Source organism: Brevibacterium sp. 2SA, assembly GCF_005502845.1.
Taxonomy (GTDB): domain Bacteria; phylum Actinomycetota; class Actinomycetes; order Actinomycetales; family Brevibacteriaceae; genus Brevibacterium.
Genome location: NZ_SCMW01000011.1, coordinates 37,957 through 56,122, shown reverse-complemented (window position 1 = coordinate 56,122; position 18,166 = coordinate 37,957). Strand labels below are relative to the sequence as shown.

The 18,166-nt window shown below is 68.7% G+C and carries 19 protein-coding genes; 9 read left to right on the top strand and 10 right to left on the bottom strand.

Annotated features, from left to right (window positions below; all coding sequences use genetic code 11):
- Positions 1–215 precede the first annotated feature (215 nt).
- The 3 genes from FFS20_RS06525 (at position 216) to FFS20_RS06515 (ending at position 2,430) form a co-directional block, all read left to right on the top strand.
- Entirely contained in the window at positions 216–911 is a 696-nt protein-coding gene (locus tag FFS20_RS06525; protein WP_137825106.1) for a VOC family protein, read from the top strand.
- Positions 899–1,561, top strand: coding sequence for a VOC family protein (locus FFS20_RS06520; protein WP_137825105.1), 663 nt, complete (start codon positions 899–901; stop codon positions 1,559–1,561). Before FFS20_RS06525 ends, FFS20_RS06520 begins: the two co-directional genes overlap by 13 nt.
- 83 nt (positions 1,562–1,644) lie before the next feature.
- The gene (locus tag FFS20_RS06515) at positions 1,645–2,430 is read left to right on the top strand and encodes a DUF3152 domain-containing protein (protein WP_249356708.1); all 786 of its coding nucleotides are present in this window, start codon (positions 1,645–1,647) and stop codon (positions 2,428–2,430) included.
- 39 nt (positions 2,431–2,469) lie between these two features.
- Here FFS20_RS06515 and FFS20_RS06510 read toward each other — a convergent pair whose 3' ends face one another.
- The gene (locus FFS20_RS06510) at positions 2,470–3,165 is read right to left on the bottom strand and encodes a MerR family transcriptional regulator (protein ID WP_137825104.1); all 696 of its coding nucleotides are present in this window, start codon (positions 3,163–3,165) and stop codon (positions 2,470–2,472) included.
- A gap of 123 nt (positions 3,166–3,288) precedes the next feature.
- Here FFS20_RS06510 and FFS20_RS06505 point away from each other — a divergent pair, with 123 nt between their 5' ends.
- Positions 3,289–3,759: a DUF4188 domain-containing protein gene (locus tag FFS20_RS06505; RefSeq protein ID WP_137825103.1), complete on the top strand. Its 471-nt coding sequence runs from the start codon at positions 3,289–3,291 to the stop codon at positions 3,757–3,759.
- 149 nt (positions 3,760–3,908) lie between these two features.
- Positions 3,909–6,455, top strand: a complete 2,547-nt coding sequence (locus tag FFS20_RS06500) for an ATP-dependent Clp protease ATP-binding subunit (protein WP_137825102.1) — start codon at positions 3,909–3,911, stop codon at positions 6,453–6,455.
- Between the two features lie 160 nt (positions 6,456–6,615).
- Here FFS20_RS06500 and FFS20_RS06495 read toward each other — a convergent pair whose 3' ends face one another.
- The 3 genes from FFS20_RS06495 to FFS20_RS06485 form a co-directional block, all read right to left on the bottom strand.
- Positions 6,616–7,635, bottom strand: coding sequence for a DUF4073 domain-containing protein (locus FFS20_RS06495; protein WP_137825101.1), 1,020 nt, complete (start codon positions 7,633–7,635; stop codon positions 6,616–6,618).
- Positions 7,636–7,711: 76 nt separating this feature from the next.
- On the bottom strand, positions 7,712–8,497 hold the full coding sequence (locus FFS20_RS06490; protein ID WP_137825100.1) for a YidC/Oxa1 family membrane protein insertase: 786 nt from the start codon (positions 8,495–8,497) through the stop codon (positions 7,712–7,714).
- A 227-nt stretch (positions 8,498–8,724) separates the two neighbouring features.
- A complete protein-coding gene (locus FFS20_RS06485; RefSeq protein WP_137825099.1) occupies positions 8,725–9,027 on the bottom strand; it encodes a hypothetical protein in 303 nt (100 codons plus the stop codon).
- 126 nt (positions 9,028–9,153) lie between these two features.
- Between FFS20_RS06485 and FFS20_RS06480 the strand changes: the two genes are divergently transcribed.
- Both FFS20_RS06480 and FFS20_RS06475 read left to right on the top strand, forming a co-directional pair.
- Complete coding sequence (locus FFS20_RS06480; protein WP_137825098.1) at positions 9,154–9,813, top strand: ATP-dependent Clp protease proteolytic subunit; 660 nt, start codon at positions 9,154–9,156, stop codon at positions 9,811–9,813.
- Positions 9,813–10,394, top strand: a complete 582-nt coding sequence (locus tag FFS20_RS06475) for an ATP-dependent Clp protease proteolytic subunit (RefSeq protein ID WP_137825097.1) — start codon at positions 9,813–9,815, stop codon at positions 10,392–10,394. The genes FFS20_RS06480 and FFS20_RS06475 overlap by 1 nt, the downstream gene beginning before the upstream one ends.
- Positions 10,395–10,468: 74 nt before the next feature.
- On the opposite strand, the gene FFS20_RS06470 is transcribed toward FFS20_RS06475, so the two are convergent.
- The 3 genes from FFS20_RS06470 to FFS20_RS06460 form a co-directional block, all read right to left on the bottom strand.
- Positions 10,469–10,831 (bottom strand): helix-turn-helix transcriptional regulator, encoded by a 363-nt coding sequence (locus FFS20_RS06470; RefSeq protein WP_137825096.1) that lies wholly within the window; start codon positions 10,829–10,831, stop codon positions 10,469–10,471.
- Between the two features lie 197 nt (positions 10,832–11,028).
- Positions 11,029–12,072 (bottom strand): CNNM domain-containing protein, encoded by a 1,044-nt coding sequence (locus FFS20_RS06465; protein ID WP_349290514.1) that lies wholly within the window; start codon positions 12,070–12,072, stop codon positions 11,029–11,031.
- Entirely contained in the window at positions 12,069–13,412 is a 1,344-nt protein-coding gene (locus tag FFS20_RS06460) for a hemolysin family protein (protein ID WP_137825095.1), read from the bottom strand. The genes FFS20_RS06465 and FFS20_RS06460 overlap by 4 nt, the downstream gene beginning before the upstream one ends.
- Positions 13,413–13,667: 255 nt before the next feature.
- Between FFS20_RS06460 and FFS20_RS06455 the strand changes: the two genes are divergently transcribed.
- Positions 13,668–14,696 carry an iron-siderophore ABC transporter substrate-binding protein gene (locus tag FFS20_RS06455; protein WP_137825094.1) on the top strand — a complete coding sequence of 343 codons (1,029 nt, stop codon included), beginning with the start codon at positions 13,668–13,670 and terminating at the stop codon, positions 14,694–14,696.
- On the opposite strand, the gene FFS20_RS06450 is transcribed toward FFS20_RS06455, so the two are convergent.
- Positions 14,626–15,684 carry a WYL domain-containing protein gene (locus FFS20_RS06450; protein WP_137825093.1) on the bottom strand — a complete coding sequence of 353 codons (1,059 nt, stop codon included), beginning with the start codon at positions 15,682–15,684 and terminating at the stop codon, positions 14,626–14,628. The two genes, FFS20_RS06455 and FFS20_RS06450, sit on opposite strands and share 71 nt — an antisense overlap.
- A gap of 107 nt (positions 15,685–15,791) precedes the next feature.
- Between FFS20_RS06450 and FFS20_RS06445 the strand changes: the two genes are divergently transcribed.
- Positions 15,792–16,187, top strand: a complete 396-nt coding sequence (locus FFS20_RS06445) for a RidA family protein (RefSeq protein ID WP_137825092.1) — start codon at positions 15,792–15,794, stop codon at positions 16,185–16,187.
- Here the strand turns inward: FFS20_RS06445 and FFS20_RS06440 are convergent.
- Together FFS20_RS06440 and FFS20_RS06435 are read right to left on the bottom strand one after the other, a co-directional pair.
- Positions 16,129–16,659, bottom strand: coding sequence for a MarR family transcriptional regulator (locus FFS20_RS06440; RefSeq protein WP_137825091.1), 531 nt, complete (start codon positions 16,657–16,659; stop codon positions 16,129–16,131). The two genes, FFS20_RS06445 and FFS20_RS06440, sit on opposite strands and share 59 nt — an antisense overlap.
- Positions 16,659–18,125: an Ig-like domain-containing protein gene (locus FFS20_RS06435; protein ID WP_137825090.1), complete on the bottom strand. Its 1,467-nt coding sequence runs from the start codon at positions 18,123–18,125 to the stop codon at positions 16,659–16,661. Before FFS20_RS06435 ends, FFS20_RS06440 begins: the two co-directional genes overlap by 1 nt.
- Positions 18,126–18,166: the final 41 nt, after the last annotated feature.

Genomic DNA, 18,166 nt, shown 5'->3' with positions numbered 1-18,166 from the left:
TCCTTCGAGCAGGTGGGACGGTTTCAACGGGGCTGCGGCGAGAGCGGGCACCGCGGCCAGGCACGAGCTGTTTAGCTCAACAATCGACGCGGTGAATCGATTCCGCGTCGGCGCACATCGGCATTCGACACGGCGCGCCCCAGGTGGTCGTCTCCATGCCCTGAAGTCAATCCCATCCCCGTCACGGCTGTCAATTCGTGGCTTAACATTGAGACATGCTTCTGCCTGCGACCTTCGATCACCTCGTCATCGCCGTCCCGGATCTCGTGCAAAGTGTTGAGCAATGTGAGGCTGTTCTGGGAGTGAGGCCCGTGATGGGCGGTGTCCACCCCGGGCGCGGCACCGCGAACGCGCTCCTCGGCCTCGACATCGCCGGGACCCGGGCCGCGCGCAGCTACCTCGAGCTCCTCGGGCCCGACCCCGAGCAGAGCCCCGATCCTGCTGCCGACGCGGACCCGACGGCACCGGACCCGACGGCACCCGCCCTGCCCTCGGCTCTCGCGGGAGTCACCGCACCGTTCGTGCAGCGGTGGGCGATCCACCCGCGGGGATTCGACCGGGCCGTCGCGGTCGCCGCGGAGGCGACGGATCCGCCCGTCGACCTCGGCGCGGTCGTCGACATGTCCCGCCGGACACCGGACGGTGAGACGCTGCGGTGGCGGCTGACGCGACGGACTCCGCTCGCGCTCGGCGGGATCCAGCCCTTCCTCATCGACTGGCTGGACTCCCCGCACCCGGCGAGCCGGGCGCTGCCGACCGTCGCCCTCGCCCAGTTCTGGGCGACGAGTCCTCAGCTCGCGGACACCCGCGCCGTGCTCGCTGCCCTCGATGCGAGAATCGAGGTCGAAGCGGGGGAGGCCGATGCTCTCCACGCCCGACTGGAAGGACCCGGTGGCACATGGCTGCTCTGATCCCCGCCCACCTCGACCACCTCGTCGTCACCGTCCCCGACCTGCCCGCGGCGGTCGCGGAGATCGAACGGGCCACCGGAGTGCGGGCCGTGCCCGGCGGTCGACATCCGGGGCGCGGGACCGCGAACTTCCTCATCGGGCTGGCGCCGGTCGGCTGGACGGGCGGGGCGCACACGTATCTCGAGATCCTCGGACCCGATCCCGAGCAGGAGGCTCCGGCCGACGGCACGCTGCCGCTCGACGCGCATCTCGCGACCGTCCCGACCCTGCGCACGTGGGCGATCCACCCGCCGGCGATGGCCGCGACGCTCGCCGCCGCGCGCGCCGCGGGCATCGACGTCGGCGAGGTCAGGGACATGTCACGCGAGACCGCCGAGGGCAACCTCCTCGCCTGGCAGCTGACGACCCGGTCCCCGCTCCCGCAGGAGGGGATCCAGCCGTTCCTCATCGACTGGGGTGACTCGATCCATCCCGCCGAGGCGGCTCTGCCCTCGCTCGACCTCCTCGAGTTCGTCGTCGAGTCGCCCGACGTCGGTGCGACGCGGGCGCTGCTCGAGGTCCTCGGCACCGGTGACACCGAGGTGGTCGCCGGGCCCGAGCGTCGTCTGCGGGCGCGGCTGCGCGGGCCCGGCGTGGAGCTGAGGTTCTGAGCGCGTGGTCCCACGTCACCGCGACGTCTCCGATCACTGCGCGATCGGGCGGAGACGGGGGACCCGCGGCTAGACTCGCAGGTGTGATTCCGCCCCTCACCCCCACCGGCCGCAGACCGCGCGCTGCACGGATCGGTCGCGCCGCCTCGGCGATGGTCGTCGCTGTCCTGCTCACGGCGATGAGCGCATGCGCGCCCGAGGAGGCCGACGAGACCCGGCCGACGCCGCAGGCGGTCGAGACGATCGCGGCCCCGTCGGTGACCGATCCGGCCGATCTCCCGGGACCGACGGCCACGGGACCCGGCGGGGATTCGGCCGGTGCCGTCGGCGTGACGGAAGGCGACATCGAGATGCAGGGCAGTGGGAAATGGGCGCGCCCGGCCGGTGAGGTCGGGCCCAATCGCCAGGGCGGCAAGGCGTTCGCGGTCGCCGTCCGCGTCGAGGACAATCTGCCCATCGACGTCGACGGCGCGTCCGACTTCATCATCGCGACCCTCCAGGACGAGCGCGGCTGGCAGGACATCGACGACGTGTCGATCGAACTCGTCGATTCGGGGCAGGACGCGATGATCAGCATCGCGAGCCCGAACACCGTCGATGAGATGTGCCTGCCGCTCAAGACGCTCGGGAAGCTCTCGTGCCGCAACGGCCCGAACGTCATCCTCAACGCCAAGCGCTGGGTGAGCGCGACCCCGGAGTTCGACGACATCACGCAGTACCGGCAGTACCTCATCAACCACGAGGTCGGGCACGCGCTCGGTCACGGCCACGAATCGTGCCCGGGTTCGGGGGAGACCGCCCCGCTCATGCAGCAGCAGACGAAAGGTCTGTCGGGCTGCACGCCCAACGGCTGGCCGTCGCAGGGGTAGTGGGTTTGGCCGTGATCGACAGCGAGTGGGGAGTCGCGGTCACCCCTCCCTGAACCGTCTGATCGCGACGTCCTGTTGGGCGAGGCGGCGCAGAGCCAGGAGCACCGGCTCGAGGAGCAGTGTGCCGAGCACGGCCTGCCGGACGGCGCTGTCGATCTCGGCGGTGGGCACGGTGTCGACCTCCGCCTCGGCGAGGTCGTGGATGGTGCGCCCGTAGCGGGCGAGGCCGCCGTCGATGAGGTCGATGCCCGCCGCATCGAGAGCCCGCAGCGCCGTGGCGAGCTGGTCGACTTCGACGCTGTCGGGGTCGATCGTCCACCCGAGTTCGGCGATGAGGTCGAGGGCCGCCTCGGTGGCGGTTCCCTCAGGCCCCTGACGGGACGAGCGTGTCTGACGGGACGAACCAGTCTGACGGGATGAGTCTGTCTCACGGGACGAGCCGGTCGGACGGTGGGACTCCGCGGGCATCGTCGCGTGCTGTGCCGCGCCGAGCACCTCGGAGAACGTCTCCGGCGGGTCGTCGATGACGCCGAGCACGCGTCTGGCCGCCTCGATGCTCAGTCGGGCCGGGCCGAGGAGGGCGCGGATGAGCTCGAGACGGTCGACGTGCGCCTCGGAGTAGACCGCCTGCGTCGCCGACGTCCGCTCGCCGGCCGCCAGCAGTCCCTCCCGCAGGTAGTACTTGATCGTCGCCACCGGCACGTCGCTGCGCCGTGACAGCTCGGAGATCCGCACAGAGTCCTCCTTCTCTCGTCCGATTCTTCTTCCGAATGATTCGGGCCTTCGACCCCTTGACATTGGAAAGTATAACTATCCAAAATTGGAGAGTGAAAGTATCCAATAGCTCAGGAGTTCACGATGACGACGACTCGACTCACCCATGACTATGACGACGAGCTCGTCGTCTTCCACATCGGCATGCGCATCCGCCAGTGGTGGCGCCCCGATCTCTGGCTGCCCGTGTTCCGCGCGATGCCCCCGATGCTCCGCGAACTCTCGCAGGACCCCGACTCCGGACTGCTCGGATTCCAGTTGATCGCCGACCCGCGCGGTCCGTGGACGGTGCAGTACTGGAGTTCGCTCGAGAAGCTCTATGCGTACGCCTCCGATCCGCAGTCGTCCCATCGGCCCGCATGGTCGGCGTTCAACCGCCGCGCGCGGAATGCGCCGCGGGCCGTCGGCGTGTGGCATGAGACCTACCCGGTGGCCGGCGCGGAGTCGATCTACGTGGGCATGCCTCCGATCGGCCTCGCCGAGGTGGTCGGATCCCGGCCGGTCACCGGTCGCAGCCATCGCGCGGCCGACCGGCAGGCTCGCCGCGACCGGTGAAACCCCTGGTCAGAGCTTTGGTTCCCGTGGGTAATCGAGACGTCCGTCACGCCGGGGAGGGGCGGGGAATAACCCCGGGAGGATTCTCGTTGATTGAGTCAAACAGACGTACATGAGTCACCCTGGCTCAACTTCCAAAGGAGACCGTTTTGGCTAACTTCTTCGGACCTTCCAGTGGTGGCGAAGGCTCTTTCGACGAGTTCCTCGCCCGCTACCTGCAGGGTCAGAACACACCACGGCAGGGCCGTTCCGTCGACATCAATCGTTTGCTGTCCAAGCGCACGCGCGAAGTCGTCGATGGCGCTGCCGAGTACTCCCGCCGTCGCGGGCAGGAGGAGGTCGACGCCCTCCACCTGCTGCGCGTGATGGTCGAGTCCGAGCACGGCTCGGCGTCCCTGCGCCAGGTCGGCGCGGACCCCGAGGCGATCGCCCGGGCCATCGACGAGCGCCTGCCCGAATCCGCCGAGGCACGCGAGACCGACGGCGCCCCGACACTGACCGGCGCCGCCCAGAAGTCGCTGCTCGACGCCTACCAGGTCGCCCGTGCGTTCGGCTCGACCTACATCGACCCCGAACACCTCTTCTTCGCCTTCGTCCTCAACCAGGAGATGCCCGCCGGGCGGATCCTCGCCCAGGCCGGGGTCACGCAGGCAACCCTGCAGGCCGGCGCCCAGGCGGCTGAGGCCAAGCAGACGCAGGGCGGGTCTCCCGAGTCCGGTGAGGGGGAGTCGATGCTCGAGAAGTTCGGCACCGATCTCACGGCGCTCGCCGCCGAAGGCCGGCTCGACCCCGTCATCGGCCGCGCCACGGAGATCGAGGAGACCATCGAGATCCTCGCCCGCCGGACGAAGAACAACCCCGTGCTCATCGGCGAGGCCGGCGTCGGCAAGACGGCGATCGCCGAAGGACTGGCACAGGCCATCGAATCCGGTGACATCCCCGCGCAGCTTCTCGGCAAGCGGGTCATCGCCCTCGACCTGCCCGGCATGCTCGCTGGCACCCGCTACCGCGGTGACTTCGAAGAGCGTCTGACGAAGACGCTCGACGAGATCGCCGAGGACGGCGACACGATCGTCTTCGTCGACGAGCTCCACACCCTCGTGGGGGCCGGCGGCAGCGGCGAATCGAATTCGATGGACGCCGGCAACATCCTCAAGCCGCGCCTGGCCCGAGGGGATCTCCACCTCCTCGGCGCGACGACGCTGCGTGAGTTCCGCACGATCGAGAAGGATTCGGCGCTCGCTCGCCGTTTCCAGCCGGTCATGGTCGGCGAACCGAACATCGAGGACGCGGTGACGATCCTCGCCGGACTCGCCGATCGGTACGCCGAGCACCACGGTGTCACCTACGACGCCGAGGCGATCCGCGCCGCCGTCGAGCTCTCGCACCGCTACATCACCGACCGGTACCTGCCGGACAAGGCCATCGACCTCATCGACCAGGCCGGCGCCAGGCTCTCGCTCAAGCGGGGTCCCGTCGTCGACACGGCCGCGATGCGCTCCGAGCTCGGCGAGCTCGAGGCGGAGAAGAACTCGGCGATAGCGGCCGAGAACTTCGAGCGGGCCGGCGAGATCCGCGACGAGATCTCCCACCTCACCGATCGGCTCGAGGAGATCCTCAGCTCGAGGACCGCCTCGGCGAATGACGGGGAGGACGGCGTCGTCGACGCCGAGCAGATCGCCCAGGTCGTCTCCCGGGCCACCGGGATCCCGGCCTCGTCGATGACGCAGGAGACGAAGATCCGGCTCGCGGGACTCGAGGACATGCTCCACGCTCGCGTGGTCGGTCAGGACGACGCCGTGTCCGCAGTGTCGAAGGCCATCCGCCGGTCGCAGACCGGGATGGGCGATCCGGCACGCCCGATCGGCAGCTTCCTCTTCCTCGGCCCCACCGGCGTGGGCAAGACGGAGCTGGCGAAGGCGCTCGCGTCGACGCTGTTCGACGACGAGTCGGCGATGATCCGGTTCGACATGAGCGAGTTCGGGGAGCGGCACACCGTGTCCCGTCTCGTCGGCGCCCCTCCCGGGTACGTCGGCTACGACGAGGCCGGTCAGCTCACCGAGCAGGTCAGGCGCCGTCCGTACTCGGTCATCCTCCTCGACGAGGTCGAGAAGGCGCACCCGGACGCGTTCAACCTGCTCCTCCAGGTTCTCGACGACGGTCGGCTCACCGATGGTCAGGGACGCACGGTCGACTTCCGCAACACCGTCATCATCATGACGTCCAACCTCGGTTCCGAGTTCATCGGAGCGTCGACGCCGCTGGGCTTCACCTCGGCTGACGCCACGGTGACCGAGCGGGACCTCAAGGCGAAGGTCATGGGTCGGCTCAAGGAGGTCATGCGGCCGGAGTTCCTCAACCGGATCGACGACACCGTGATGTTCACCCGGCTCGATCGGGTGCAGCTGCGGGAGATCGTCGGGCTCCAGCTCGAGCAGTCGATCGATCGGCTCTCGCGGCAGGGCATCGCGCTCGAGGTGTCCGGGGACGCCATGGACTGGCTCGCCGAGGCGGGCTACGAGCCCGAGTTCGGTGCGCGTCCGCTGCGCCGCGTCATCCAGCGCGAGCTCGATGACCGGATCGCCGACATCCTCGTCACCGAAGCCGTCGCCGAAGGCGGCACCGTCGACGTCACCGTCGTCGACGGACAGCTCACGGTGACTCCTCGCACCGAGGCGGCTCCGCTGGCGGCCTGACCGGCCGCCGGCGCGGGGCGCCGCCCTCTTCGACGCGGTGATCCGACATATACGCCCTCTGCTAACAGCGTATATGTCGGATCACCGCGTTGTTGTGTCTGCGCAGGCCTTGAGCAGGGCCTTGAGGGCGCTGGCTGGGACCGTGGGGCGCGGCACCCGGTCAGTCGAGGGGGACCGTGATCTCCTTGAGCCACGCCTTCTTCCCGAAGTCGCGAGCCCGCACCGTCACGGTCTTGTTCGTCACCTCGACCTGCAGCCCCTGATTGAACCCACCGGCGACCGTCTGCTCGCCGCCCTTGCCGTTGTCGGTGTAACCGGTCTCGATCGCTCCCGTGTTGAAGACATTGAACCCCTGGAGGTTGCCCGAGGAGGCGACGACCCGGCGGGTGTACCAGTCGGAGAGGTCGAGGTCCCAGTGCGTGTGTCCGGAGAACAGGAAGACGTTCCGGTACGGACCGAGCACGTCGAGAAGGCGATCGGACTGCAGATAGTCGGACAGGTAGAGGGAGTTCCTCGTCCCTGAGACCGTGTTCGGCAGCGGATGGTGAGTGATGATCATGATCGGCTTGCTGCGCTGGTTCCAATACTTCAGCCGATCGTCGAGCCAGTTGAACTGGGCGTCGCTCATCCACACTTCGTCCCAGAGCTTCTCGTCGTGGTACCGCATGTAGCGTTCCGTGCCGATCGCGAGGACGGGAATCCCGCCGAAGCTGAACTCCTCGAAGATCGAGTTGCGTCCGGCGAAGTTGTAGAAGCTCTTGAACAGCGAGTCTTCGACGACGCCGTTGGGCCACGTGTCCTGAGACAGCGTGTTCGGATCCTTGTACTTCGGCACGTAGAACTCGTGATTGCCGATCGCCCACGCCACCGTGTCCGGGTGGGAGTGCTTGTCCATGCGCTTCTGCACATCGGCGTATTCGAAGTCGTATCCGCGCGGCGTGATGTCTCCGGCGATCGCGAGTCCGGCACTGCCCGGATTGGTCGTCGCCATATCGTCGAGGGCGACCCCGAGATCGTTGAGATCGCCCTGGATGTCGGAGATGACGTTGAACGTTGTGCTGTTGCCCTGTCCTTTGCCGTTGGGCTTCGCGGCCGCCGGAACGGCGCCGAGGGACGCGCCGAGCGAGGCCCCGAGGGCACCGATCCCGGCCCTCGTGATGAGTGTGCGTCGATTGACCATGGCGACAGGATAGGTTGACCCGACGGAGCCCAGCTGTCCGGCAGGTTGACCGTTGCTGAACCCTCCGGTTCAGCTTCTATTCACGTGGGGCGCCCGTGTGGTCGACGCCGAGGGCGCGGTTGATGGTGATCCGCTCGACGAGTGTCCACGCGGTCGTCGTCATGAGGTAGAGGGTCGCGGCGAGCGGCACGAACGCGGCGAAGACGGCGGTGAGGAACGGCATGAAGCTGAGCATCCGCGTCATCCCCGACAGGTCGACCCCGCCGGGCAGCTGGTTCGCGGAGTCGGTCGCCGAGGCGGTCGGCTGCGGCATGAGCAGATGGCGGGAGAGCGCGGCGACGACGGCGATCGCGACGATGAGCCCGGCATAGAGCACGCCCGCGACCCAGGTGAGCTCGCCTGCGCCGATGAGTCCGACGAGACTCGAGCTCAGCGGAATCCCGAAGAGCGTGTGCCCGAGCAGCTCGTTGGCCTGACCGCCGATCGTCGGCTGGACGAAGAGGCCGTAGACGGCCATGAGCACGGGAATCTGCAGGAGCACCGGCAGGCAGCCGGCGAACGGTGAGGCGTTCTCCTCCCGGTAGAGCTCCATGAGCTTCTCCTGCATGACCTGCTGGTTGCCCTTGTGCCGCTTCTGCAGCTCGGCGATCTTCGGGGCCAGGCGCTTGCGCGTGATGCCGGCCCTGACCTGGGAGAGGCCGACGGGGATGAGGAGGGTGCGCACGGCGAGGGTGAGGACGATGACGGCGATCGCCGCACTGCTCTCACCGGCGAGTGGGGCGAGGAGATCGCTGAGCGCGGTGACGAGCCAGTACGCGCCGGAGACGAGGAGTTTGATGGGTGGGAATTCGTAGATGTTCACAGACGGTGTCCTTCGTTCGTCCGCGTGGGCACGGAACCGAGCTCACGCGGCGTGCACGAGCACTGCGACAGTGCTCGGGCACAGGGGTGGGGTCGTCACCTGAACGAGGAATGGATCTGCTGCCCTCCCGCGCGGAGGCGGGAGTAGGAGACAGCGCCGAGGTGGGGCAACGGGGCCGTGCCAACAGGGCAACGCTGGCAGGGCCGTCCCGTCAGAGCATCCGTCGTTCAGGCGTGGGCTGAGACGACGAAGGACGGCGCTCTGGCCATCACGGTGCCCGGGGTGCCGGGCTCGGCCGGCATGCGGAAGTCGCGGACCGCCGAGGGCTCACGGCGCGTCCACGGACCGTGCGGGGCCAGGGAGAGCACGCGCACGAGCGCACTCGCCGCCCACACCCCGACGGGAGTGAGGAACGCGGCTCCGAGGAGGACGAGGACGAGGAGATGCGCCGGCGACTGCGGAAGCACCGCGTCGACATCGGCGCTGAGCACGACGACGATGAGCTGGATCGCCATCCACAGACTCAGCATCGCACCCGCCTCCCACATCAGTTCCTGCGCTGTCGACGATAGCATGCGCGTCTGCCCACGGCAGGCACGATCCGCTCCCGGCAGAATCCTTGTCGGCGACCGCCTCGGCGCTGTCATCGTGGGGACATGTTCACACTCACCGCTCCACCGGTCTGGGACGAGAACGACGACGTCCCCACCGTGACCCCCGTCCCCGAATCCCAGCGCATGCTCTTCGCCCATCGCTCGGTCGTCTTCAACGGCGAACTGCGCGACGACAACGGCATGGAGATCGCCTCCCGCCTCATCCTCCTCTCGGCCGAGGACCCGAGCGCCGACATCTTCCTCTGGATCAACTCCCCGGGCGGGTCGGTGCCGATGATGCACGCGATCGCTGATGTCATCGCCGCCGTGCCGAACGATGTCGTGACGATCGCGTTCGGGTGGGCCGCCTCGGCGGGGCAGTTCATCCTCACGATGGGCACGCCCGGCAAGCGCCTGGCGCTCCCGCACGCGAAGATCCTCCTCCACCAGGGGTCGGCGGGGATCGGGGGTGCGGCCGCCGACATCGAACTCCAGGGCGGGGACCTGCGCGACGTCCGCGATTCCGTCCTCACCCGCATCAGCGAGGCGACCGGGCAGACCTTCGACCAGGTGTTCCATGATTCCCTGCGCGACAAATGGTTCTCCGCCGAGGCGGCCGTCGAGTACGGGTTCATCGACCGGGTCGTGTCCGCCTCGTCCGAGCTCTTCGCGCCGCTGGGACCAGGGCGCACGCGCGGACTCGCAGCGGACGGGGTCCGGTGATGAGCCAGTACACGATCCCCCATGTCGTCGACCGGTCGGGGAACTCCGAGAAGATCGTCGACGTCTACTCGCACCTGCTCGGCAATCGGATCATCTACCTCGGCGTGCCGATCGACGACGGCGTCGCCAACACCGTCATCGCTCAGCTCCTCCACCTCGAGGCGGCCAGTCAGGAGCTGCCGATCCATCTCTACATCAACTCACCGGGCGGTTCGCTCACCGCGATGACGGCGGTCTATGACGCGATGTCGCACGTGTCCGCGCCGGTCGCGACGACGTGCGTCGGGCAGGCGGTCGCCGACGCCGCGGTGCTGCTCGCCGGAGGAGAGGCGGGGCAGCGGTCGATGCTCGCCCACGCCCGGGTCGTCCTGCGCCAGCCGCACGCGGACGGGGCGCGGGGGACGATCCCCGACCTCATCGTCGCCGCCGACGAGATCGTGCGGCAGCGCCGGGAGGTCGAGGCGATGCTCGCCGCCGACACTGGGCGCAGCCCCGAGCAGATCCACGCCGATCTCGACCGTGACCTCGTCCTCGACGCGACCGCGGCGAAGGCGTTCGGGATCGTCGACCAGATCGTGTGAGGGGGCGCGGCGGGCCGTGCAGGTTGGTCGCGGGGCGGGGTCGGCGTGCTGGAGGTTCGCCGTGATTCACGACCTCAGGCTGCGAGTGAGAGCTGCGCCTGGCCGGAGCTGCGCGCGGGTGCGGGAGCGTGACGCGTGGGAGTCTGGGCGAGGGTGAGGCGGGCGAGCTGGAGCGAGCCGGCCTGGAGATCGGCGGCAGCGAGCACGAGTACCTGAGGGAGGGAGAGGCCGAGGACGGCGGCGATCGCCTCGATGACCTCCGAGGACGGATCCTTGAGGCCGCGTTCGATCTCGGAGAGATACTGCGTGGAGACTCCCGACAGCTTCGAGACGGCGGCGAGGGTGAGCGCGAGCTCTGTGCGCCGCACCCGCAGCACGCGGCCGAGGGTCTCACGCCAGAGCCGGGGCGGGGTCACGGGGGCGCGATGGTCGTCCATGCTGTGAGCCTAGGCCGACGATCGACCGCTCGCGAGGCTTTCCGCTGTGAGCAGACGACCGGGGCGGGATCGCGGGAGGCGCCCCGAGGTGGATTCCGCTCGACAATCACGTCGATCTCGAGCGGAATCCACCACTCAGCTCACGTCACCGCGGCCGACTCACGGCACCACGGCCGACTCGTTTCGTCGAGCCCGGCTCACTTCGTCGGCGCATCAGCGACGGTCGAGTCGGCGCCCGCGGAGAGCAGGTAGCGGAGCACGTCGGTGGCGGTGACGACACCGAGCGAACCGTCGGCGCGCTCGACGAGGGCGAGCTGCGAGCCCTCCTCCTTCATCACGGCGAACGCCTGGATGACGGTCATCGTGCCCGGCAGCACGGTGACCGGGCGCAGCGCCTCGGTGACGGGATCGGCGTCGTCGAGCATGAGGACGTCGCGCACGTGGACCATGTGGGTCGGGGGTCCGTTCTCCTCCGATCGCACGAGGATGCGGCGGTGCCGCTTCTCGTGCGAGGCGCTGCGCACGTCCCCGGCGGTGGCTCCGGGACCGACGACCGTCGGTGCCCCGTGCCCGGCGACGAGGTCGTCGAGCGTGAGCTTCGACAGCGCCAGAGCGCTGAGCAGGGAGTCCGAATCGTCCTTCTCGAGGGTCCCGGCCTGCGCCGAATGCTGGAGCAGCTGCCGCAGATCGTCCGGGTTGTGGGTCTGGTCGACCTCGTCGACGGGTTCGACGCCGACGCGCTTGAGACACCAGTTCGCCGCGTTGTTGAGCGCGATGAGCAGCGGCCGGGTGACGAACATGAACGCCCGCATCGGCAGGGCGAGCATGATCGCCGACCGCTCCGGGTGGGCCACGGCCCACGACTTCGGCGCCATCTCACCAACGACGAGGTGAAGGAACGTGACGATGACGAGCGCGAGGACGAACCCGATGACGTCGGCGAGCCACAGGGGCAGGCCGGCCGCCTCGGCGATCGGGGTGATCCAGTAGTGGACAGCCGGTTTCGTGATCGCACCGAGGGCGAGGGTGCACGCCGTGATGCCGAGCTGGGAGCCGGCGAGCAGCACCGAGAGCTCGGTCGAGCTGCGCAGGGCCGCCCGGGCCGACCGACTCGTCGGGGCGGCGTCCTCGAGACGGTGGCGTTTGGCCGCGATGAGGGCGAACTCGACGGCGACGAAGAACGCGCTGAGCCCGATGATGAGGATGGTCAGGGCCGCGACGACCCACGGGTTGCTCATCATGAGGCCTCCTCGATGGTCACGGTCAGGCGGGAGGGCACGTGCGAATCGACCTCAACGACTTCGGCGGCGAGCACCTCGGCGACAGGCGGTTCGGCACCGGCGAGGTCACCGGGATCGATCGGCAGGGGGATCTCGAAGCGGTCTCCGACCTCCGGGAAGCCCTTGGCGTGTTCGACGACGAGGCCGGACAGGGTCTGCGCACTCGTCTCCGGCAGTTCGCGCTGCAGGGCACGCTCCACCTCGTCGAGCGGGATGACGCCGGGTGCCGACCAGCGGCCGGGCACGGTCTCGACGATCTCCTCGACGACGGCGTCGTGCTCGTCGACGATGTCGCCGACGATCTCCTCACCGAGGTCCTCCATCGTGATGACGCCGGCGAAGCCGCCGAACTCGTCGACGACGCACGCCATCTGGGCGTGGTTGTCGGTGAGCACCCGGACGGCGTCGGGCAGCGGCAGCGACTCGGGCACGAACACGGGATCCTTCATCAGCGAGGAGAGGTCCGCGTCCGGGTCGGCGGCGATGACGTCGAGGAGGTCGATCGTGCCGATGACCTCGTCGTCGTCGGAGAGCACCGGATAGCGGGAGTGCCCGGTCTGCATGAGCGCACGGATCTCGCGCAGCGGGGTGCCCTCGTCGATGACGTCGACGCGGGAGCGTGGCACGACCGCATGGTCGACGGTCTGCTGCGGGAAGTCGAGGATGCGGTCGAGGACGAGGGAGTCCTCGTCGACGAGGTCGCCACTCTCCCGCGACTCCGCCACGATGTGCTTGAGATCGCGCCGGTTGACGGCGTGATCGACGTCGTGGACGGGTTCGATCCCGAGCACCTTGAGCAGAGCGTTCGAGGAGGCGTCGAAGATCTTGATGAGCCACCCGAAGACCGCCAGATAGATCGAGGTCGAGCGAGCCAGCCACAGGGCGAGTGCCTCGGGGCGGGCGATCGCGAGGTTCTTCGGTAAGAGCTCGCCGAAGAGCATCTGGATGATCGTCGAGACGAGGAGCGCGAGCACGGTGCCGATGAGGACGCCGGTGCCGGTCGGGATCGGGGTGCCGCCGAGGGCTTCGCCGACGGCGGTGCCGATGAGCGGCTCGGCGACGTAGCCGACGAGCAGACCCGTCACGGTGATGCCGAGCTGTGCGCCCGAGAGCATGAAGGAGGTCCGGCGAGTGATGCCCAGCGCGCGATCAGCGGCGCGGTCGCCTCCAGCGGATCGGGCCGCGAGGCGGGAGCGGTCGACGGCCATGTAGGCGAACTCCTGGGCCACGAAGTAGCCGGTGGCCACTGTGATGAGGAGAACGACGAGGAGGCCGATGAGCAGAGAGAGCAGCCAGGTCATCGTCGGCCACCTGCCTCTGCAGGATGAAGTTGTCGTGTGTGGTGCGAAGTGATGTCCCAGCCGGGACTTCGATAGTCGTCCATGTTCCTTCCGAAAGAGACTGTGGCAACGGCTGAGCACGATTATCCGGGGGTCAGCTGGCAAAAAGCTGAGTCGATGGCGGCTGGGGTTTCAATTCTCTTGAAAACTTAAGTTAGGCTGTCCTTGTCAAACACGCGGACCGCGTCGCGGTCCACCACTGTCGAAAGGGCAGGGATGTCGATTCCATTTGCGCGCCGGGCACTCGCCGCGGGCACCATCGTCGCACTCGCGTTCACCGCGAGCGCATGCAGCACAGACTCCTCGGCGTCCGAGGCCACCGCGTCCTCGGACTTCACCCCGGTGACGATCGAGCACGCACTCGGCCAAGCCGTCATCGAGGAGGAGCCGCAGCGCGTTGTCACGCTCGGACAGGGGTCGACGGAGACCGCGATCGCTCTCGGCAAGACACCGGTCGGCATGGAGGAGTACGCGTGGGGCAGCGATGACACCGGCTACATGCCGTGGATCTACGAGGCCGTCCAGGAGCGCGGGGACGAACTGCCCGAGCAGTTCCAGGGCGCGACCGAGCTCGACGTCGAGAAGATCGCCTCGCTCGAACCCGATGTCATCCTCGCCCCGTGGTCGGGCATCACCGCCGACCAGTACGAGCAGCTCGACGCGATCGCCCCGACGGTCGCCTACCCCGAGCAGCCGTGGACGATCGAATGGGACGACCAGATCACGACGATCGGCAAGGCGCTCGGGCAGGAAGAGGAGTCGCAGCAGCTCGTCGAGGACGTGCAGAGCCAGCTCGACAGCGCCAAGCGCGACGAGTACAAGGATCTGACGTTCTCCTTCATCTACAACGACGGCCCGGGCACCCTCGGCGTCTTCTACCCGCAGGAGCAGCGCGTGGCCATGGTCTCGGCGCTCGGGCTCACCCCCGATCCCGTCGCCGAGGAGCTGCGCGCCGACTACGATGCGCCGGGCACCGACTCCGCGCTCATCGGTCTGGAGAACGCCGACAAGCTCAACAACTCCGACCTCATCTTCACGTTCTACTCGGATCCCGCGAGCCGCAAGGAGATCGAGGCGCAGAGCGTGTACGCGAACATTCCCGCGATCAAGGCCGGTGCGGTCGTCGCCCCGGAGGACCAGTCGTTCGTCACCGCGTCCTCGATCATCAACCCGCTCACCGTGCCCTGGGCGCTCGAGCGCTACGTCCCGATGATCGACGCCGCCGTGGAGAAGGTGCAGAAGTAGGGTAGCGCGCCGCCATCGCTCGGGCCCGATCGCCGAGGTGGTCCCGGAGTTCGTCCGGGGCGATGACCTCGGCGTCGGGCCCGAGTTGCCACAGCGCCCAGATCGCGTGCTCGGCATCCTGGAAGGTCACGTCGAGGTCGAGTTCGCCGCCTGCGACCGTGCTCTGCTCGACCGGTCGCACGTCGCCGAGGTCGATCGCCGTTGCACGCAGGGCCGCGGCGCCGGCACCGGTCGTCCGCACCGTCACGTCGACGATGTCGCCGGACGTGCGGAAGCGCTCACTGCGCTCGCGCCACAGCGCCGGCAGATCGACGGTCTCAGGACGGTCGGCCGCCTCGGCGAGGAGTTCGGCGGCCTCGATCCGCGAGAGTCGGTACGTCCGATCCTCACCGCCGGTCAGGGCGAGGAGATAGCCCCGACCCCGGGCGGAGACGAGTCCGACCGGATCGACGATGCGCCACCTCGGTGGTCTGGTGGGGGAGCGCCCCGACGGCCGATAGAGAATCCGGAGCCTGCGGCCGCGGAGCACCCCGAGGCGCACGGACTCGAGCACCTCGGCCGGCACCTCCTCCGATGCGCGGGGTCTGGCGAGGAGGTCGATGTCGGGGTCGATGAGGATCCGCTCGGTCACCGTGGTCGCCTGCGAGCGGTGGCTCTCCGGCAGCGCGTCGACGAGTTTGCGCATCCCCGACCCGAGTGCTTGAGCGAGTCCGAACAGCTCTTCGCCGCGGGGGAGTCCGGCAGCGAGCAGCGCGAGCGCCTCGTCGTGGCGCAGGCCGGTGAGCTCGGTGCGGAAGCCGGGCAGGAGGGAGAAGCCGCCGTGCCGACCCCGCTCGGCATAGACAGGCACGCCCGCGGCGGAGAGCGCGTCGATGTCACGCAGCACCGTGCGCGTCGAGACCTCGAGTTCGCGGGCGAGTGTCTGCGCGGACAGTCGGCCCCGCTGCCGCAGCAGGAGGACGAGGGAGACGAGCCGGTCCGCGCGCATGTCGTCACTCTATGCGAATACCTGACAGGAGATGTCGTGATTGTCCGACAGCCTTGAGGGACGGGGCGTCGACCACGGCGTCCTCACACCCACGTCAAGGAGGAACGATGGACCGCACGGCAGTCAATCCCGTCACCTGGTCGACCGAGCTCGGCTTCAACCAGGGCGAACTCGTCACCGGACCCGCCCGCACCCTCTTCATCTCCGGCCAGACGGCCATGGACGCTGAGGGCAGACCCCAGCACGAAGGCGACATCGCCGCACAGCTGCGCCTCAGCCTCGACAATGTCGAAGCCGTCCTGGCCGCGGCGGGCATGGGGCTGCGCGATCTTGTGCAGCTCAATGTCCACACGACCGACATCGACGGACTCTTCCCGCACTACGGAGAGCTCGCCGGGCGCCTCGCCGCGGCAGGCGTCGCGCCCACGACGACGATGCTCGAGGTCAGTCGGCTTGCGGTGCCCGGCCAGCTCGTCGAGCTCGAGGGGATCGCGCTTGCGTGAGCGCGGCTTTGTGCGTCTCCCACGCCGCGGCGAGATCGACGTCGTCGATGAGCCATGACATGTAGTCGTGCATGTTCGTCACCCGGGCATGGGCGTCCGTGCCCGGGGTGACGCGCTCGAGCGCCGAGGCGGCAAGGCTGCGCTGGGCGCGCAGGTAGGTGTACTCACGCTCGAGGAAGCCCGCCCACACATCCTCGTCCATGATGAACCGGTCCGCCCGGGTCCCCGGACGGCGCGCCCTGCGGACGAAGCCGGAGTCGACGAGGCGGCGGGTCGCCGTCGACACGGTGCCCGCACTGATGCCGAGGGCCTCGGTCAGCTCGGCCGCAGTCACGCCGCCGGAGGAGTCGAGGAGAAGGTAGCCGGCGATCCGGCCCTCGAGGACCGAGGCTCCCGACATCGCCCACATCGTGCCGAAACGGGTGCTGAACTCGAGTCGGAACGCGCGGTCTGCGGTGCTGTCGTCGGACATCAGTTCAGCGCGCTCAGCTTCTTCCATTCGTCCCAGGAGTACACCCAGTCCGAGATGTCACTGTCCTCGGTCGACAGATCGACCGAGGAGTCCTTGATGATGACGGGATCCCCGTAGATCGCCGAGTCGTAGTACTCCTTCGCCCGCTGCGTCGTGAGATTGATGCACCCGTGGGAGACGTTCTGCGAGCCCTGGACGCCGGCCGACCACGGGGCGGCATGGACGAACTCGCCGTTGTTGTGGATCCGCACGGCCCACTGCACCGGGGTCGTGTAGCCCCAGCGCGCCGAGGTCATCGTGTAGTTCGCGTGCTTCGACATGACGACATGCGTGCCGTTGTACGACGGCGCCTTCGCCGAGCCGAGCGACGTCGGGAAGTCCATGACCTCCTTGCCGTCGCGGGTGACCGTCATGCGGTGGGTCTTCGCGCTCGCCTCGGTGACCTGCTCACGGCCGATCTCGACATCGAGGGTGAGATCGTTGGCACCGACGCGGCCGTCGGCCATCGGCACGTTCTTCACCGGCGCGTCGACGGAGACCTTCGAATACGCGGGCCAGTACTCCTTCGGACGGAAGTGGAGACGCGACTCCGGATCGTTCGGCAGCCACGCCCACGACCCTTCGACCTCGCGCTTCTTCCCGTCCTCGTCGGTGACGTCGACGGAGAGTCGATGCTCGACATCGTCCCGGTACTCCTTCGCGACCGTCGACCCGAAGGTGAGGATGATGGGCGCCGCGACCCCGACGGTCTGGTCGTCGGAGAGCACGGTGCGCATCGTCATCGGCTCAGCGTCGGACGCGGCGACCGTGGCCGTGGCCTCGAAGTCGTGGTCCTTGCCGTCGGGCGTCGTCGCCGTCGCGCTCACCTCGTACGTGCTGTCGGCGACGAGATCGAAGTCCGAGGTCCACCCCGCCGCGCTGTCCGGGGCCGTCACGGTGTTCTCGGCGTCGCCTCCGGAGTCAGCGGTGGGGCTCTCCGACGATTCCGGCGCCGAGGTGGCCGCCGGGGACGGCGCGTCCGTGTCCTCCTCGGTCGAGGTGAGCCCGCCGGCGGTCGGCTGGTCATCGGTCTCGAGTTCCGCGCCGGCGGCGTCGACGAACGTGCCGGGGTCGACGGCGATCTTCGGGTGGTCGGGATCGACGAGGCTGACGTCCTTGAGCACCGCACCGTCGACGCTGAGGACGAGGCGCTTGCCGGCGTCGACGTCGATGTCGCCACCCGTCGGCGCGGTCTCGCCGACGGGACCGTCGGTCGCGGTCGGGGAGGCGGACGCCTCGGCGGAGTCATCCGCCTCTCCGGCATCATCGGCGACGGTGCCGATGCGGAACTCCGGTGCGGGGGAGACCTCAGCGGACGTCGCGTCGTCGCGGGTGTCCGAGGGGTCGGAACTCGATGGGGTGCAGGCGGCGAGGAGGGCCAGAGCGGAGACGGTGGCGATCGCCCCGGAGATCTTCGTGCGTGACAAAACAGGGAACCTCGTTCGACAGGAGAAAGGGGAGTGCGATC

What these genes read in the sequence shown, in the direction of transcription:
- FFS20_RS06525 (WP_137825106.1), top strand. Translation starts at nt 216, where the DNA reads ATGCTTCTGCCTGCGACCTTCGATCACCTCGTCATCGCCGTCCCGGAT.
- FFS20_RS06520 (WP_137825105.1), top strand. Translation starts at nt 899, where the DNA reads ATGGCTGCTCTGATCCCCGCCCACCTCGACCACCTCGTCGTCACCGTC.
- FFS20_RS06505 (WP_137825103.1), top strand. Translation starts at nt 3,289, where the DNA reads ATGACGACGACTCGACTCACCCATGACTATGACGACGAGCTCGTCGTC.
- FFS20_RS06495 (WP_137825101.1), bottom strand. Translation starts at nt 7,635, where the DNA reads ATGGTCAATCGACGCACACTCATCACGAGGGCCGGGATCGGTGCCCTC.
- FFS20_RS06485 (WP_137825099.1), bottom strand. Translation starts at nt 9,027, where the DNA reads ATGCTGAGTCTGTGGATGGCGATCCAGCTCATCGTCGTCGTGCTCAGC.
- FFS20_RS06480 (WP_137825098.1), top strand. Translation starts at nt 9,154, where the DNA reads ATGTTCACACTCACCGCTCCACCGGTCTGGGACGAGAACGACGACGTC.
- FFS20_RS06475 (WP_137825097.1), top strand. Translation starts at nt 9,813, where the DNA reads ATGAGCCAGTACACGATCCCCCATGTCGTCGACCGGTCGGGGAACTCC.
- FFS20_RS06470 (WP_137825096.1), bottom strand. Translation starts at nt 10,831, where the DNA reads ATGGACGACCATCGCGCCCCCGTGACCCCGCCCCGGCTCTGGCGTGAG.
- FFS20_RS06465 (WP_349290514.1), bottom strand. Translation starts at nt 12,072, where the DNA reads ATGATGAGCAACCCGTGGGTCGTCGCGGCCCTGACCATCCTCATCATC.
- FFS20_RS06460 (WP_137825095.1), bottom strand. Translation starts at nt 13,412, where the DNA reads ATGACCTGGCTGCTCTCTCTGCTCATCGGCCTCCTCGTCGTTCTCCTC.
- FFS20_RS06455 (WP_137825094.1), top strand. Translation starts at nt 13,668, where the DNA reads ATGTCGATTCCATTTGCGCGCCGGGCACTCGCCGCGGGCACCATCGTC.
- FFS20_RS06450 (WP_137825093.1), bottom strand. Translation starts at nt 15,684, where the DNA reads ATGCGCGCGGACCGGCTCGTCTCCCTCGTCCTCCTGCTGCGGCAGCGG.
- FFS20_RS06445 (WP_137825092.1), top strand. Translation starts at nt 15,792, where the DNA reads ATGGACCGCACGGCAGTCAATCCCGTCACCTGGTCGACCGAGCTCGGC.
- FFS20_RS06440 (WP_137825091.1), bottom strand. Translation starts at nt 16,659, where the DNA reads ATGTCCGACGACAGCACCGCAGACCGCGCGTTCCGACTCGAGTTCAGC.